This is a genomic window from Nocardia sp. NPDC050710 (genome assembly GCF_040654375.1).
Lineage (GTDB): Bacteria > Actinomycetota > Actinomycetes > Mycobacteriales > Mycobacteriaceae > Nocardia.
The window spans coordinates 66,207-82,146 of the sequence record NZ_JBFAHV010000028.1; the positions used below are offsets into that span (position 1 = coordinate 66,207).

The 15,940-nt window shown below is 65.7% G+C and carries 13 protein-coding genes and 2 tRNA genes; 3 read left to right on the forward strand and 12 right to left on the reverse strand.

The annotated features are described in order from the left end of the window. Positions 1 to 16 precede the first annotated feature (16 nt). On the forward strand, positions 17 to 652 hold the full coding sequence (locus AB0H61_RS33440; RefSeq protein WP_357311752.1) for a hypothetical protein: 636 nt from the start codon (positions 17 to 19) through the stop codon (positions 650 to 652). A 168-nt stretch (positions 653 to 820) separates the two neighbouring features. Further along, the gene (locus tag AB0H61_RS33445) at positions 821 to 1,168 is read left to right on the forward strand and encodes a transposase (RefSeq protein ID WP_357311753.1); all 348 of its coding nucleotides are present in this window, start codon (positions 821 to 823) and stop codon (positions 1,166 to 1,168) included. Here the strand turns inward: AB0H61_RS33445 and AB0H61_RS33450 are convergent. From AB0H61_RS33450 to dnaA, 12 genes are all read right to left on the reverse strand, one after another. Then, positions 1,142 to 1,214: transfer RNA gene (locus AB0H61_RS33450), tRNA-Ala, on the reverse strand. The two genes, AB0H61_RS33445 and AB0H61_RS33450, sit on opposite strands and share 27 nt — an antisense overlap. Before the next feature lie 19 nt (positions 1,215 to 1,233). Next, entirely contained in the window at positions 1,234 to 1,341 is a 108-nt protein-coding gene (locus tag AB0H61_RS33455) for a DLW-39 family protein (protein WP_357311754.1), read from the reverse strand. Between the two features lie 29 nt (positions 1,342 to 1,370). Beyond that, positions 1,371 to 1,444, reverse strand: a tRNA-Ile gene (locus tag AB0H61_RS33460). 180 nt (positions 1,445 to 1,624) lie between these two features. Beyond that, on the reverse strand, positions 1,625 to 2,743 hold the full coding sequence (locus AB0H61_RS33465; protein WP_357311755.1) for a DUF3566 domain-containing protein: 1,119 nt from the start codon (positions 2,741 to 2,743) through the stop codon (positions 1,625 to 1,627). Between the two features lie 39 nt (positions 2,744 to 2,782). After that, positions 2,783 to 5,293, reverse strand: a complete 2,511-nt coding sequence (gene gyrA / locus AB0H61_RS33470) for a DNA gyrase subunit A (protein WP_357311756.1) — start codon at positions 5,291 to 5,293, stop codon at positions 2,783 to 2,785. A 134-nt stretch (positions 5,294 to 5,427) separates the two neighbouring features. Continuing rightward, the gene (gene gyrB, locus AB0H61_RS33475) at positions 5,428 to 7,467 is read right to left on the reverse strand and encodes a DNA topoisomerase (ATP-hydrolyzing) subunit B (RefSeq protein ID WP_357311780.1); all 2,040 of its coding nucleotides are present in this window, start codon (positions 7,465 to 7,467) and stop codon (positions 5,428 to 5,430) included. Positions 7,468 to 7,786: 319 nt separating this feature from the next. Beyond that, positions 7,787 to 8,056 (reverse strand): hypothetical protein, encoded by a 270-nt coding sequence (locus tag AB0H61_RS33480; RefSeq protein WP_357311757.1) that lies wholly within the window; start codon positions 8,054 to 8,056, stop codon positions 7,787 to 7,789. Beyond that, complete coding sequence (locus AB0H61_RS33485; RefSeq protein WP_357311758.1) at positions 8,053 to 8,697, reverse strand: alpha/beta fold hydrolase; 645 nt, start codon at positions 8,695 to 8,697, stop codon at positions 8,053 to 8,055. The genes AB0H61_RS33480 and AB0H61_RS33485 overlap by 4 nt, the downstream gene beginning before the upstream one ends. A gap of 210 nt (positions 8,698 to 8,907) precedes the next feature. After that, complete coding sequence (locus AB0H61_RS33490; RefSeq protein WP_357311759.1) at positions 8,908 to 9,474, reverse strand: DUF721 family protein; 567 nt, start codon at positions 9,472 to 9,474, stop codon at positions 8,908 to 8,910. A gap of 456 nt (positions 9,475 to 9,930) precedes the next feature. Continuing rightward, a complete protein-coding gene (gene recF / locus AB0H61_RS33495) occupies positions 9,931 to 11,118 on the reverse strand; it encodes a DNA replication/repair protein RecF (protein WP_357311760.1) in 1,188 nt (395 codons plus the stop codon). An 82-nt stretch (positions 11,119 to 11,200) separates the two neighbouring features. Further along, positions 11,201 to 12,376 carry a DNA polymerase III subunit beta gene (gene dnaN / locus AB0H61_RS33500; RefSeq protein WP_357311761.1) on the reverse strand — a complete coding sequence of 392 codons (1,176 nt, stop codon included), beginning with the start codon at positions 12,374 to 12,376 and terminating at the stop codon, positions 11,201 to 11,203. Positions 12,377 to 13,203: 827 nt separating this feature from the next. Next, a complete protein-coding gene (dnaA, locus tag AB0H61_RS33505; protein WP_357311762.1) occupies positions 13,204 to 15,117 on the reverse strand; it encodes a chromosomal replication initiator protein DnaA in 1,914 nt (637 codons plus the stop codon). 678 nt (positions 15,118 to 15,795) lie between these two features. Between dnaA and rpmH the strand changes: the two genes are divergently transcribed. Then, complete coding sequence (gene rpmH / locus AB0H61_RS33510; protein WP_005516618.1) at positions 15,796 to 15,939, forward strand: 50S ribosomal protein L34; 144 nt, start codon at positions 15,796 to 15,798, stop codon at positions 15,937 to 15,939. Position 15,940: the final 1 nt, after the last annotated feature.

Here is a 15,940-nt window from a genome sequence, read left to right on the forward strand (position 1 = left end):
TTGATGCGCCGAATCCGTGCTGACGCGCCATCGGCCGGAAGAAGTCCGCGAACTGTATGTGGCGCTGGGCCGTGTGTGCGGGGTTCTGTCGTACCTGACGCTCGATCTGGGGCAGGCAGACACGGCACGTGTTCACGCGCAAGCTTCGTTCCAGCTGGGCGACCGTGCCGAGCATGACCAACTGCGGGCTTGGGCGCGCGGAACACAGGCGCTCGCGTTCCGATTCGTCAAGGATTTCACTTCGGCGCGTGATGCTGCGATTGATGGCTTGCAGTACGTGACCGATTCGACTGGGACCGCCGAGGCGCGGCTGCTGTGCGGGCTCGCCGCGTCCGTCGCCAACCTGGGAGATTCGGCACAGGCGCTGGAACTTCTAGACGATGCCGAACGGGCGCGCGACGATGCGGGGCCGGACGAGATTCCAGGGCTGTTCACCTTCACCCCGGCCAAGCAGATCTACTACCGCGGATTTTCGCTGATGTGGGCCGAGGACAAGAGGATACTTCGGAAGTCCATCAAAGCATCCGAACAGGCTATTGACGCTTGGCAAGTGCAGCGATCCCCTGGTGACCCGCCTGGTGCTGGTGTTCACCCGGGCGAGTGGGATTCGTTCACCGCTGGTGTGATCGATGGCGAGTTCGACAGGCCGTAGGCACAGTGAAAGCCCCGCCCCTCGGATCTGCAATCGAGGTAGCGGGGCGTTTGTGTGTGGAAGTGTCCAGGGTGGACACCCTGTCCAACCCTTGTTTTACCTGGTTGGACCGTTCCCGGTTCGGTGGACAGGGGGTTGAAAGTCGCCCGGTAGCACGGGAGTTCATAGGTGGGTTCGACGCGGCGTAGTTTCACCGAAGAGTACAAGGCGCAGGCGGTAGCATTCGTGGTGGACGAGGGTCGGCCGGTGGCCGAGGTCGCACGCAATATCGGTGTGCATGAGATGACGTTGATTGCCGAGGAGTACGGACCGGAGCAGGCAGCCAGCCAGCTTGGCCACTCCGACGACGGCACCATTGCCCGGAAGCACTACATCGACAAGCCCCATGAAGTGCCGACTTCACGTCAGCTCTGGACCGGTTCGCGAGCTGATTCCGTGTCATCGGATCGAATCCAAAAGAAAATGACCAGCGTTTCCGCTGGTCATAAGTGGAGCCTAGGGGAATCGAACCCCTAACCCCTGCCTTGCAAAGGCAGTGCTCTGCCAATTGAGCTAAGGCCCCTGGTCCCTGACGGGCAGGGTCAGCGGGTGGTGACTTCGTGCCACAAGTCCGCATCGTCGCGCTTGCGCAGCTTGGTGATTCCGAAGAGAACCAGGACCACGACACCGACCGTGAGAAGAATTTTCATGATTCCCACCCTACTGTGATGTTCGGGAGTGGGCCTAGGAGGACTTGAACCTCCGACCTCTTCGTTATCAGCGAAGCGCTCTAACCGCCTGAGCTATAGGCCCGTATGACTCTGCGTGGGTAACGCCCGAGCCGAGGCTAAAGATTACCCGACACCACCTGGAACGACCAAAACAGCTGGTAGCAGCCCTGTGGAGGGTCGAAATGCCGGTCCGCCGGACCTGGAAGAACAGCAACGGCCGGTGCCTGCCCGAGGGCTGGCGCCGGCCGTGCGAGTACCGGGACTAGTCCGGGTCGGCCAGGGTGACCTGGATACCGCCGACGAGGTCGCAGCACTGGTTGTAGATGAATGTGCCGACGGTGCCGAGCGCGGTGAACAGCACCACATTGATCAGCCCGATGACGCCCGCGTAACCGAAGACCGTGCCCGCATCGATCAGCCCCACCGACCCACTGTCCTGGGACACCATGTCGGTGAAGGTGTTGTTCAGCCGCTCCCACACGCCCATACCCTCGAGCACGATGTAGAGCAGCCCGACCGCGAGCATCCATACGAAGAACAGCGCCACGCTGATCACCAGCGAGATCTTCAGCGTCGACCAGGGGTCGATGCGGCGGATCTGCACGGTGGCGCGCAGTGGCTCACCGGCGGCGACGGCCGCGGCGACCGCGACCGGCACCGCCGGTGAGATCGGCTGTGGCGACCCGTAGCCGTGGCCTCCGGCCTCGTTCGGTGGCAGCGGGTGCCGGATCTCGGAGAGGTCCGGCATGTCCTTGATCAATTCCGGCCGCGCGATGCTGCGGGTCGGTCCATCGAGGCCGACGGACTTCACCATCGCCGCTTCCTTGCGGGCCGCCTTGGCGGCGAGGTCCGTCGTGGTGCGCGCGTTGGAGACCCCGCCGTTGAGGCCGACTGCGGCGGCGGGGGCAGCGGGGGCACCGGGGGCACCGGGGGCACCGGCCGGGCGTCCGGTCACCGGCGCCTGACCGGGCCGGTACAGGTTGGACTGCGGCTCCCGCTGCGGCAGCTGCGACCAACCATCCTGGAACGGTGACTGGGGGGCGCCCTGCCCCTTGTCCCCGCCCTCGGGTGCCTTTTGCTCGCCCTGGTTGTTCATCCGGACGGTGGCCTGATCGAACCCCTCCGGCCCCGGGGCGCCGGAATGCTGTTCCGGCGCCTTGGGCGCGAATTCACCCTGCGGGTTGGGGTTTTCGTGCGGCTGGCCACCCTGCGGTGCGGCGCCCTGCGGTCCCGGACCGGACGCCCCCTGGCCCGGCTGCCCGCTCTCGGCCGAGGAGACCGGCCGTGGGATCGGCCGCGGCGGAATCGGGGACGGTGCGATCCGTTCGGTCACACCGTTCGTGTGCTGCCGCTCGTCATTCGGCTGATTCGGAGTGGTCAATGGGAATCCTTAGATCCGTTCGTTGCCGCCGCTGATGGGTTACTGCTCAGAGGAACCGGTGTCGTCATCGCCTGTGAGTTCGGGCTCGTCGGCGTTCCGCGCGATCGCAAGCAAGGTATCGCCATCGGCCAGGTTCATCAATCGCACGCCCTTGGTCTGTCGTCCAGCTTTACGAACCTGCTTCGCCGCGGTCCGGATGACGCCACCGCCGGACGTGATCGCGTACAACTCATCCTCGTCGTCGACGATGAGCGCACCGACCAGGGTGCCACGCTTGGCGTCGAATTGGATAGTCAGGACACCTTTACCGCCGCGTCCCTGCGCCGTGTACTCCTCGATCGCGGTGCGCTTGGAGTATCCGCCGGAGGTGGCGACCAGCAGATATGTATCCGGCCGAACCACGTTGAGCGACAACAGTTCGTCATCGGCGTTGAACCGCATGCCCTGCACACCGGAGGTGGCACGGCCCATCGGACGCAGCGCCTCGTCGGTGGCCGAGAAGCGGATCGACTGGCCCTGGGCCGAGACGAGCAGCAGGTCGTCATCGGCCGAGCAGAGCACGGCGCCGACCAGCTCGTCCTCGTCGCGCAGGTTCACCGCGACGATGCCGCCACTGCGGTTGGAGTCGAAATCCGACAGCTTGGACTTCTTCACGAGGCCATTCTTGGTGGCCAGCACCAGATATGGGGCGTCTTCATAGGTTTTGATCTGAATGATCTGAGCGATCTTCTCGTCCGGCTGGAACGCGAGCAGATTCGCCACATGCTGGCCGCGCGCGGTGCGGTTGGCCTCGGGCAGCTCATAGGCCTTGGCGCGGTAGACGCGGCCCTTGTTCGTGAAGAACAGCAGCCAGTCGTGCGTCGAGGTGACGAAGAAGTGCTTGACGATGTCGTCCTGCTTGAGACCCGCGCCCTGCACACCCTTGCCGCCGCGCTTCTGCGAACGGTAGAGGTCGGTCTTGGTGCGCTTGGCGTAGCCGGTCTCGGTGATCGTGACGACCACATCCTCGCGGGCGATCAGATCCTCGTCGGCCACATCGCCGTCGGCGGCGATGATCCGGGTGCGCCGGTCGTCACCGTACTTCTCGACGATTTCGGCGAGCTCGTCGCGGACGATGGCGCGCTGCCGCTCCGGCTTCTCCAGAATGTCCTTCAAATCGGCGATTTCGGCCTCGATCTTGGCCAATTCGTCGATGATCTTCTGCCGCTCCAGGGCGGAGAGGCGACGCAGCTGCATATCCAGGATGGCGGTCGCCTGGATCTCGTCGATATCCAGCAGTTCCATCAGGCCGGTGCGCGCGGTGTCGGTGTTGGCCGAACGCCGGATCAGTGCGATGACCTCGTCGAGCGCGTCGAGCGCCTTGACCAGGCCGCGCAGGATGTGGGCCCGCTCCTCGGCCTTGCGCAGCAGGTAGCGGGTGCGCCGGACGATGACTTCCAACTGATGTTCGACGTAGAGCCGGATCATCTGATCCAGGCGCAGCGTGCGCGGCACCCCGTCGACGATCGAGAGCATATTGGCGCCGAAGCTGGTCTGCAGCTGAGTGTGCTTGTAGAGGTTGTTCAGCACCACCTTGGCGACGGCGTCGCGCTTGACCGTCACCACGATCCGCATACCCGCGCGGTCCGAGGACTCGTCGTGGATATCGGAGATACCGGCGATCTTGCCGTCCTTCACCTGCTCGGCGATCGAGTTGATGAAGTTGTCGGTGTTGACCTGGTACGGCAGCTCGGTGATGACGATGGTGGTACGGCCGCGGTTGTCCTCCTCGATCTCGACCACACCGCGCATCCGGATAGAGCCGCGACCGGTGGTGTAGGCATCGTGGATGCCCTGACCGCCGACGATCAGGCCGTGCGTCGGGAAGTCCGGACCCTTGACCCGCTCCATGCAGGCCGCCAGGGTGGCTTCCTCATCGGCGTCGTAGTTATCCAGCGCCCAGTAGATAGCGTCGGCGAGTTCGTTCAGGTTGTGCGGCGGAATGTTGGTCGCCATGCCGACCGCGATGCCGTTGGAGCCGTTCATCAACAGGTTCGGCACCCGGCTGGGGAGCACCGTGGGTTCCTGCGAACGACCGTCGTAGTTCGGCGCGAAATCGACCGTCTCGTGGTCGATTTCGCGCAGCAGCTCCATCGCGAGCGGGGTCAGGCGGCATTCGGTGTACCGCATGGCGGCCGCGCCGTCGTTACCGCGGGAACCGAAGTTGCCCTGGCCGTCGACGAGCGGATAACGCAGCGACCACGGCTGGGCCATGCGCACCAGGGTGTCGTAGATCGACGCGTCACCGTGCGGGTGGTAGTTACCCATGGTCTCGGCGACCGGACGGGCGGACTTCACATATCCGCGGTCCGGCCGGTAGCCGTTGTCGTACATCGCGTAGAGCACGCGACGGTGCACCGGCTTGAGGCCGTCGCGCACATCGGGCAGTGCGCGGCCCACGATCACGCTCATCGCGTAATCGATGTAGCTGCTCTGCATTTCGTTCTGGATATCGACCGGTTCGATCCGGTCGCCTGCACCACCGTTCGGCGGCAGCGTGGTCTCAGTCATGCGGTCTCCTTAGGGGGCCTGGCGTGAAAGGCTGAACTACAGCGGAATTCACACCGGCGTATTCGATTTGCGGCGTTTGCGGGGCCCTTCGTGGTTACGCTCCGCTACCTCCTCTGGGCCCGTCGCTCGCACCGCTATACGTCGAGGAAGCGAACGTCCTTGGCATTGCGGGTGATGAAGCTGCGACGCGCCTCGACGTCCTCGCCCATCAGAATGGAGAACAACTCGTCGGCCGCGGCCGCGTCGTCGAGCGTCACCTGACGAAGCACCCGCACCGCGGGGTCCATCGTGGTCTCCCACAGTTCCTTGGCGTTCATCTCGCCGAGACCCTTGTAGCGCTGCACGCCGTCGTCCTTGTTGATCTTCTTGCCCGCCGCCAGACCCGTCTCGAGCAGACCGTCGCGCTCGCGATCGGAGTAGGCGAACTCCGGATCGGCCCGCTGCCACTTGAGTTTGTACAGCGGCGGCTGCGCCAGGTAGACGTGCCCGTGCTCGACCAGCGGCCGCATGAAGCGGAACAGCAGGGTCAGCAGCAGGGTCGAGATGTGCTGGCCGTCCACGTCGGCGTCGGCCATCAGCACGATCTTGTGGTAGCGCAGCTTGGCGATATCGAACTCGTCGTGGATGCCGGTGCCGAACGCGGTGATGATCGACTGGACCTCGTTGTTCTTGAGGACCCGGTCGATGCGCGCCTTCTCGACATTGATGATCTTGCCGCGCAGCGGCAGGATCGCCTGGTACATCGAGTCGCGGCCGGATTTGGCCGAGCCACCGGCGGAGTCACCCTCGACGATGTAGATCTCGGACTTGCTCGGATCCTTGGACCGGCAGTCGGCCAGCTTGCCCGGTAGACCACCCAGATCGGTGGCCGACTTGCGGCGCACCAGCTCGCGCGCCTTGCGGGCGGCGACCCGCGCCTGAGCGGACGAAACCGCCTTGGTCACGATGGTCTTCGCATCGGCCGGATTGGCCTCGAACCAGTGCGTCAGGTGCTCATTGCAGGTGCGCTGCACGAAACCCTTCACATCGGTATTGCCGAGCTTGGTCTTGGTCTGGCCCTCGAACTGCGGATCGGCGATCTTCACGCTCACGATGGCGGCGAGGCCCTCGCGGATGTCGTCACCGGTGAGGTTGCCGTCCTTCTCCTTGAGGAGCTTCTTGTCCTTCGCGTACTTGTTCACCACCGTGGTGAGCGCCGCGCGGAAGCCTTCCTCGTGCGTGCCGCCCTCGTGGGTGTTGATGGTGTTGGCGAAGGTGTGCACGGACTCGGAGTAACCCGAGTTCCACTGCATGGCCACCTCGAGCTCGTGCCCGGTGCCCTTGCCGCTGAACGACACGATCGAGTTGTGGATCGGCGTCTTGGTGCGGTTGATGTGCTTGACGAAGTCCTCGAGCCCGCCCGGGTAGTGGTAGGTGCGGGTCTTCACCTTCGGCGGGGCGGCCTCGGCGCCTTCCTCGGCGTGCTTGGGCGCGTCGGCGGTATCGCTGACCACCTCGTCGGTGATGTCGTTGTCCGCGACCCGCTCATCGGTGAGGGTGATGGTCAGTCCCTTGTTCAGGAACGCCATCTCCTGCAAGCGCCGCGCCACCGTCTCGAAGTTGAAGGTGGTGGTCTCGAAGATCTCCGGGTCCGGCCAGAACCGGATGGTGGTACCGGTGCGCTTGGTCGGCTCGCCCTGGAACAGCTTGCCTGGTTTGGAATCCTTGTATTCCTGGGTCCAGTGGTAGCCGTCGTGGTCCACTTCGGCCTCGAGCCGGCTGGACAGCGCGTTCACCACCGAGATGCCGACGCCGTGCAGACCGCCCGACACCGCATAGGATTCGCCGTCGAATTTGCCGCCGGCGTGCAGCTGGGTCATGACCACCTCGATGGTGGGCACACCCTGCGCGTGCATGCCGGTGGGGATGCCGCGGCCGTCATCGATGACCTCGACACCGCCGTCGGCCAGCAGTTTCACGTCGACCCGCGTGGCGTATCCGGCCATCGCCTCGTCGACGGAGTTGTCGACGACTTCCCAGATCAGGTGGTGCAGGCCGCGCTCGCCGGTGGAGCCGATGTACATACCCGGACGCTTGCGGACCGCCTCGAGCCCTTCCAGGACCGTAATGGAGGAAGCACCGTAGTCCTGCTTGCCGGATGTCGCTTTGGTCGAGCCCGATTCGTTGGAGTCCATGGCAGCCACTGGTCGGTAGCTCTCCTTACTTGCTGATCCTCGGCGCAGCGGTCGGACAGCACCGGTGGGGCCCGAGGTCTTGACTATCCTGAAATACGGGTCCACGCGCGAGCTGTGCGGAACGCGCCGAAGGTTCGCCGCTAGTTACGCCACCATCCTACTGGTAAGCCCGAGCCACGATGCACCTACGACACCCCTGACAGCTCCGTGGCTGCGAGAAATCGACCCGCGACGAGTCCGGTCAGCCGAATCGAGGTTTAGCCCGCGTCTCCGAGCACTCAGGCCGCACTAGCCGGATGCCGGAAAAGTTGCGCACCCCTCAGCTGGTGCGCTGCCCGACGCGCGCCGCGAATTCGGCGGTGTGGCGGGCGAGATCGGCGGGATGCGAGATCGGCGACCAGTGCCGGGCCGAGATTTCGGTGCGGGTCAGATCCGATACCCAGTGGCCTGCCTCGGCATTCACCACCGGACGCACGGCCCTGTCGCCGGTGGAGACGATCAGCTGGACCGGCAGATCGATCCGCCGCGGCCGCGGATTACCCAGATGCGCACGGATATTCGCGCGGTACAGCTTCAGATTGTTGATCATGTCGGCTCGCAGGGTAGGCGCGGTGTGCACCAGCGCCGGGTCGAGACCGTCGAAGAAGGCAAGGAAGCGAGGCCACCGGCCGGAGAGTGCGCGCAACACCGGATTCGGCAGACCCGGAACCTGGAACGCGACCGTATAGGCGGAGGCGACGCCCTGCGCCACTGAACCACGCAGACGTGCCAGGGAGAACGGGCCGCGCAGATACGCGCCGAGGAAGTCGAGGTTCGGGCCGGAGACCGAGGCGAAGGATGCGACCTGCTCCGCGGCCGCGGGGCGGCCGCGAGCTCCCAGCCGATCACCGAACCCCAGTCGTGGCCGAGCACATGCACTCGCTGACCCGGCGCGACCGCGTCGGCGACCGCCAGCACATCGGCGGCGAGTTCCTCGATGCGATAGGCCGCGACCTCGGCCGGGACGGTGCTCTCGCCCGCACCGCGGTTGTCGAAGGCGATCACCCGATGCTCGGCGGCGAGAAGTTCGGCCACCCGGCTCCACAGCACGTGGGTATCCGGCCAGCCGTGCACCAACAGGACGGGCGTACCCACGGGGTTACCGCATTCGAAGACTGCGAGCTCGATATCGCCGCGGCGCACCCTGGTGGTCGGATTGGCCGGGAACGGGCCGGAACTGGTGTTCGTCATCGAATTCGCCTTCCGAGCGGTCGTTTCGGCACGACATCGGCGGACCGGTGCGAGGCACCACTGGACGCGACATCGGGTCGAGGGGCGTTCCACGTGAAACTCGCGACCCGTTCGCTGCCGGTGTCCCGCGGATATCGAAGTTAACGTAACACCTGGTATCAGGTATTCGCCAGGCTCGCGATCAACCCTCCCCCGCGAACACGCCCCGCGTTATCCGTAGGTGTCACGTGGGCCGCGGCCGCGAATGTGCCGCTCACCCTTGCGCCAACTCGGGGCCGCCGGGCCGGAAATCTTCAGCGAGGTCACCACACCCTGGCCGACGGCGGCATTGATCTTCGCCAGGATCTGCCCCTGCAGCATGCGCAACTGGGTGGCCCATGCGGTCGACTCGGCGGCAATGCTCAGAACGCCGTCCTTCAATGTCACCGGCGTGGCATGGGACGCGATGTCCTCACCGACCACAGCGGGCCAGCGGCCGAAGACCATGCCCTCGGCGACCTTCGCCGACCACCCGCGGTTCTTCGCGATGGAACCGGCGAGTTTGAACAGCAGCTGTGGATCACGATCGTCCGGGCGCGCGCCCGACCAGCCGGTGCGCCGCCTGGCCCCGGTACGCAACCGCTTCGGCGAGGCCCGGCCCTGACCGACCGATTTGCCGCTGGCACGGGCGGCGGCGCGGGCCTCCTCCAGTGCCCGCCGGGCCAGATCGATGCCGCGCAACTCCGGTTCCGGACCCGGCTGCGGTGCACCGGCGCCCTGCTCCGGCTGATCCGTCATCGGCACGCTCCGTTCACCCTGCACCGGGGTTGTCCCCAGCTTCGCCTACTTTGTCCCCAGCCGCCCGGTGATCCCCTCGAACCCGAAACCCGTGGTCGAGGGCATATCGACGACCACTGTCGAACACCTGTTCGCCCCGCTCACCGTGGGTTCCACAGGATCGCGCCGGTTGTTCGACGGCTCCCGCGCTACCCGGATGCTGGTCGCCGTGCCCAAGTTATCCACAGTTCCTGGGGATGATCGGGATACGGCCGAATCTCGGGGCAACTTTACGGGAGCGAGCCGACAGCGCACTCGTTCGGCCGTGGAGCGTCACCCGGGAAGCCGGTCACGGATACCGCCCGCGAGCCGCCCGACAGCTACAAGATGATGGGGTCCCCGACGTCTTTCATCCCCAGATGTGGATAAAAGACGGCATTTCTGTGTATAGATTTGCGCTCAACCCATCCCGGATCGTCAGCCGGAGCCGGATTCGGCCGCGGGCTCGACGATTCGGGAGGTACGCCGGGTCGCCTCGCCGAACGTCTCCACCCGCATCGGTATGGCCGCGAGTTCAGCGGGGACGTCCTCGCGCACCGCCGCGGTGATCAGCACCTGTTCGGCGCCCACCGCGACCTCCGCGAGCGCGGTGCGCCTGCGCCGATCGAGTTCGGCGAATACGTCATCGAGTAGCAGCACCGGTTCGGCGCCGGTGGCGCGCAACAACTCGAACGCACCCAACCGCAATGCCAGCGCGAACGACCACGATTCGCCGTGACTGGCAAAACCTTTCGCGGGGGCGTCACCGAGCACCAGGTCGAGGTCGTCGCGATGCGGACCCACCAGGCACACCCCGCGATCCAGTTCCTTCGGCCGTGCGACCCCCAATTCGCGTAGCACAACGGCTTCCAACGCCGCAGTGTCGTCGGGCTGCGGCGCACGGGCCGCGTCGAGCAACTCGGACGGCAGATAGGAGCTGCGGTATCCGATTGTGGCGGGCCGGGATTCGGGCGCGATCGAGCTGTACGCCTGCGCCAGATAGGGATACAGCTCGTGGACCAGCCGCAAACGCTGGGCCAGCAGCACCGACGCGTGCGCGGCCAGATGTCCGTCCCACACATCGAGGGTGCTCAGATCCGACTTCGATCTGGCCTGTCGCCCAGCGGTTTTCAACAGTGCTGAACGCTGTCGAAGCACCCGGTCGTAATCCGCGCGCACGCCGGCCAGCCTGGGGAGACGGGCTGTGCACAACTCGTCGAGGAAGCGGCGTCGCTCGCCCGGATCGCCGCGCACCAGCGCCAGGTCCTCCGGTGCGAACAGCACCGTCTGCAGGATCCCGAGAATCTCGCGCGGCCGACGCACCGGGGATCGATTGATCTGGCCACGATTGGCCGCGCCCTGGTTCAGCTCCAGGTCGATGCGCAGTTCACGGCCGGTATTGACGACCGTGGCGCCGATCCGAGCCCGGTCGGCGCCCATCCGGATCAGGGGTGCGTCGGCGGCGACCCGGTGCGAACCGAGCGTGGCCAGATAGCCGACCGCCTCGAGCAGGTTGGTCTTGCCATTCCCATTCGATCCCAAGAAAACCGTTCGGCCTGGGGATAATTCGAGTTCGGCCTGTTCCCAGGAGCGGAAGTCGCGCAGCGACAGTGCTCGGATGAACATGGATCTATCCCACCACGCCGGATGACGGCACCCGAACCGGGCTCGGTTCCGAACCGTGTGGAACCCGGTTGTGCACAGACGCTCAGCCCGGCAGCCGCACCGGCATCAACAGGTAGATGTACGGGCTGGAGAGCGCGGCGAACGCCCCGGAGTCGAGCACCTCGGGCTCCTCCTCGCCTGCGGGCAGCAGGACCGCGGGGCGGCTCGGGGTGGTGAATCCGAAGGTCACCCGGTCGGAGTGCAGCGCGGACAGTCCGTCGATGAGGTATCCGGGGTTGAACGCGATGGTGAGCGATTCACCGCGGAAATCGGCTTCGAGCCATTCCTCCGCGCGTCCCGCGTCATCCCCACCCGCCGACAGCAACAGACCTTCGCTGGAGAACTCCAGCCGCACCTGGGCCCCGCGCTCGGCGACCAGGGCGACGCGCTTGATGGCCTCGGTGAGTGTGGAGACCGCGAGGGTGGCGATGGAGGTGTGCTCCTTGGGGAGCAACTGACGGAACTTGGGGAATTCCGCGTCGAGCAGCCGGGTGGTGGTACGGCGCCCGGCGTTCACGATGCCGAGCAGTCCGTCCGAACCCGAGCCGGTGCCGAGCGACAACTGCACCGGCGCATCGGAGGGGCCAAGGGTTTTGGCGGCCTCGGACAGTGTGCGCGCGGGGATGAGCACCGAGGTCTCGATATCGCTGCGGGTGGGCTTCCATTCGATGTGGCGCACCGCCAGCCGGAAGCGGTCGGTGGCCGCGAGCACCACGTCGGAGCCCTCGATCTCGACCCGGATGCCGGTGAGCATCGGCAGGGTGTCATCGCGTCCCGCGGCGACCGCGACCTGACCGACGGCCTCGGCGAAGACGTCGACGCTCAGCTCACCGGTCTGCTGCGGCACCTCGGGCAGCTGGGGATAGTCCTCGACGGGCATGGTCGGAAGCGAGAACTTCGCACTGCCGCAGGTGATCAGCACGCGGGTGCCGTCCACCGAAACGTCTACGGGCTTGTTGGACAGAGCCTTGGTGATATCGGCCAGCAGTCGGCCGGAGACCAGAACCTCACCCGGACCCGCGACCTCGGCCGCGACGCGCATCTGCGCGGAGACCTCGTAGTCGAAGCCGGAGACGGTGAGACCGTCCTCGCTCGCGACGAGCAGTACACCGCCGAGTACCGGAACGGGAGGCCGGGACGGCAGGCTGCGCGCGACCCAGGCGACGGATTCGGCGAAATCCTCTCGGGCGACCCGAAACTTCATGCTTGCAAGCTCCATCGCCCGAATTTCCTCTCCCAGTTCCGTGATCCGTGTCGGCTCGTCAGCGTGTGGTTCTCGTAAGGGGTGCTGGATCAGCCGCCCCACAAAGTGTGGCACAGGCGACCGACACCAAACCGTACCCGCGTAGCCCGCAACTACCTAGTCCGACCCTCCGGGAAGGGCGGTGCGCTTGGTCGGTCTCTCGGGAGTGGACGTCGAGCGACGGAACCGCGGTGCGCATCGATCACTGTCCTTCTCCATGCCTGGGGACGGGACCAGCTCCGGAGCCGATGCTCACCGATCGACTTTCCACACACCCTGTTTTCAAGAGAGATCTCTAATGAGAAGAACTGAAGTAGTAGTAGGCACTGTGGAATCTGTGGAGTTCGGCCGTATCCGCTGGTGAAACGGTGTGGTGCCATGGGGATGACCGTCGGGTGACTCGAGGATGAACACGAGGGGTCTGTGGAGGTTCCGAATCTGTCCCACGTTCATCCTCGAGCGCTCCTCGAGTTGTTCCACCGGATTCACCCGGTTGTTCACACGTGTGCACCGACTGGTGGACAACTCGAGGAATCCTCGAGGACTCCACACGGACTCCTCGAGGATTCCACAAGCACAACTCCGCGGGTTCGCTGGTCAGTGCCTGTGTGTGGATTTCGCTGTGGATGTTGGGGACTACCGCCTGTGAGTCCTGTGCACGGAGCTCACTCCCCCGCCTGTGCACGAATCGGTGCACAACTAGGTGGATTCCTCGAGGACTCCACAGGGATTCCTCGAGGAATCCACAACCCACAAAAAAGCACCGCCCCTGGTCAGAGGCGGTGCTGGGGTGTTAGCGAAGCTCAGCGCGAGCGCTGTTTGATTCGGGCTGTGAGTTCCTGAACCTGGTCGTAGACCCGGCGTCGTTCGGTCATCTCCTTGCGGACTTTCTTCTCCGCGTACATCACGGTGGTGTGGTCGCGGCCGAAGGCCTGACCGATCTTCGGCAGCGATAGATCGGTGAGCTCACGGCATAGGTACATGGCGATCTGTCGCGCCTGCGCCAGCGGACGAGCCTTACCCGGGCCGGTCAGTTCCTCCAGCGTGGTGTTGAAGTACTCCGCGGTCACCGCCATGATGGTCGCCGCGTTGATCTCCAGCGCCGCAGTCTCCGGCATCAGGTCGCGCAACACCACCTCGGCCAACGGAAGATCCAGCGGCTGGCCGTTCAGCGAGGCGAATGCGGTCACCCGGATGAGCGCACCCTCCAGTTCGCGGATATTGCGCTCGACCCGGCTGGCGATCAGCTCCATCACGTCGTGCGGCACGTCGAGCCGGTCCATGCGCGCCTTCTTACGCAGGATCGCGATGCGGGTCTCCAGCTCCGGCGGCTGCACGTCGGTGATCAGGCCCCACTCGAACCGGGTCCGCAGCCGCTCCTCCAGGGTGGCCAGCTGCTTGGGCGGGCGGTCGGAGGAGACCACGATCTGCTTATTGGCGTTGTGCAGGGTGTTGAAGGTGTGGAAGAACTCCTCCTGGATACCTTCCTTGCCCTCGATGAACTGGATGTCGTCGACCAGCAGGATGTCGGTCTCCCGGTAGCGGCGCTTGAACGCCACCTTGCGGTCGTCGCGCAGGCTGTTGATGAAGTCGTTGGTGAACTCTTCGGTGGAGACGTACTTCACCCGCATGCCCGGGAACAGTCGCTGGGCGTAGTGGCCGGCCGCGTGCAACAGGTGGGTCTTACCCAAACCCGAAGCACCCCAAACGAATAACGGGTTGTAGGCGCGTGCGGGCGCCTCCGCGATGGCGACCGCCGCGGCGTGTGCGAAGCGGTTGGACGCGCCGATGACGAAGGTTTCGAAGGTGTACTTGGCGTTCAAGCTGGCCGAGGAGGACGGCGGCGCGGGGGTTTCCTGCGACTTGGTGAAGTACGTCGGCCAGGAGTTGTGCACATTGACCACGGGCTCGTCGTCGCCGTGTTCCGGCGCCTCCGGCTCGCGGACCGATTCGTGCGCCGCGGCGATCGCGGGATCGGTCGCGTGATCGCGCCCCGGCCCACGTCCGCGCATCGGAGCGGGTTCGGGGGTGAACAGGGACTCCTGTCCCGGCGGGGCGGCATCGCGACGCGAGTGCTGGCCCGCGTCCCGGCGCGGCGGGGGCGGGACGTCCGTCGCCGGACCGGCGTAGTCGGTGGGCGGCGCAACCTGATACGCGTTCGTCGGGTAGTCGTCCGCGCCCGCGTACTCCTGGACGGGCACGTACTCCTGCGCCGATGCGTACTCGGGCGCCTGCGCGTAGTCGGGGGTCCCGGAGGAGTAATCGGGCGCGGGGGCGAAATCGGCGGGGGCGGCGTACCGCGGCGGCGCGTAGTCCCCGCGACCCGGGAACTCCCCGACCGGACCGCGCGGCGCCTCCCGCGAGCGCTCCGGCCTGCTCGTCATCCGCGCGTGCCGGGGGTTGGCGCCGGATCGGTCGGTGGTGGGTGTGGCCGGTGCGGCGATCCGCACGCCGAGCCCCTCCACCTGGGGACCGAGCCGACGCCCCAGCGAGCGCAGGATCGGTTCACGCAGATCGCGTTCGATGGCCTCCTGGGCCAGCGACGAGGGCACCGAGAGCAGGGCGAAGCCCTGGGCCACGGTGATCGGCTTGACCAGCTTCAGCCATGCCTGCTGTGCTCTGGTCACCGCCGGGATCGCGCCGTCGGTCGAACCGGTGGTGAGTTCAGCAATCACCTCGGGCCACACGGTGGCCAACACGTTCTGCTCGTCGTCCATGCAGTTTCCTCCCCGGAAGTAGGTCGATAGGAGCAGACGGCCGGGGCACGCGGGCATCTACCGTGGATGGTGGATAAAGTGATCCGCGTACGTCCGTAGCCGGTTCGGTCGCCGCTCGAATCCCCCGTTCGGAGCGGCGGCGTAGGCACCGTCGGCCCTACGAATATGCCACTCCAGGGGTCTTTCCACACAATTATCCACAGATGTGGACAACCCTGGGGAAATGTGAAATGAGCTCGGAGTTGCCCGGTGTACGGCCCCGACCTGGGGTTCTTCAGCAACCATCCGGCAACGTATCTGTGGCGTTCCGGTAGCGGACGCATAGGGGTGTGGACGAACTCACGATCATGGATCGACTGCGTCAGTATGGAGTTGCCAACCAACCTGCCCGCCACCACATCGCAAGCCGCCGATGCGACGGTCGGTCCGGCCTGAAGATGCGGCGAGGCGCGGGGAGCTGGGCCGAGTTTGACCCGTCATGAGCGGATCAGTACCCTCGTACAGTCACCCCTTGGTGCGGTGGCGGTCCTGTGCTGACCGCGTTGTGGTCTAACGACCAACTGTGCGCCAGGACCGACGCGCGCCGATGTTGACCACAGAGCGATTCATCGCGCACATACGTATCACCGACAAGCTTCGGGCGCCGAATGGCGCCCACCAACTCGAGGAGTGTTGACCGTGGCCAAGGGCAAGCGGACGTTCCAGCCGAACAACCGTCGTCGGGCGCGGGTTCACGGCTTCCGCCTCCGGATGCGCACCCGTGCGGGTCGCGCCATCGTTTCGGCGCGTCGCCGCAAGGGCCGCGCCGAACTCACTGCCTGAT

Coding starts and splice junctions, on each gene's coding strand:
- AB0H61_RS33480 (WP_357311757.1), bottom strand. CDS start 8,056: ATGATCAACAATCTGAAGCTGTACCGCGCGAATATCCGTGCGCATCTG.
- AB0H61_RS33485 (WP_357311758.1), bottom strand. CDS start 8,697: ATGACGAACACCAGTTCCGGCCCGTTCCCGGCCAATCCGACCACCAGG.
- recF (WP_357311760.1), bottom strand. CDS start 11,118: ATGTTCATCCGAGCACTGTCGCTGCGCGACTTCCGCTCCTGGGAACAG.
- dnaN (WP_357311761.1), bottom strand. CDS start 12,376: ATGGAGCTTGCAAGCATGAAGTTTCGGGTCGCCCGAGAGGATTTCGCC.
- AB0H61_RS33455 (WP_357311754.1), bottom strand. CDS start 1,341: ATGAAAATTCTTCTCACGGTCGGTGTCGTGGTCCTGGTTCTCTTCGGA.
- dnaA (WP_357311762.1), bottom strand. CDS start 15,117: ATGGACGACGAGCAGAACGTGTTGGCCACCGTGTGGCCCGAGGTGATT.
- gyrB (WP_357311780.1), bottom strand. CDS start 7,467: ATGGACTCCAACGAATCGGGCTCGACCAAAGCGACATCCGGCAAGCAG.
- gyrA (WP_357311756.1), bottom strand. CDS start 5,293: ATGACTGAGACCACGCTGCCGCCGAACGGTGGTGCAGGCGACCGGATC.
- AB0H61_RS33490 (WP_357311759.1), bottom strand. CDS start 9,474: ATGACGGATCAGCCGGAGCAGGGCGCCGGTGCACCGCAGCCGGGTCCG.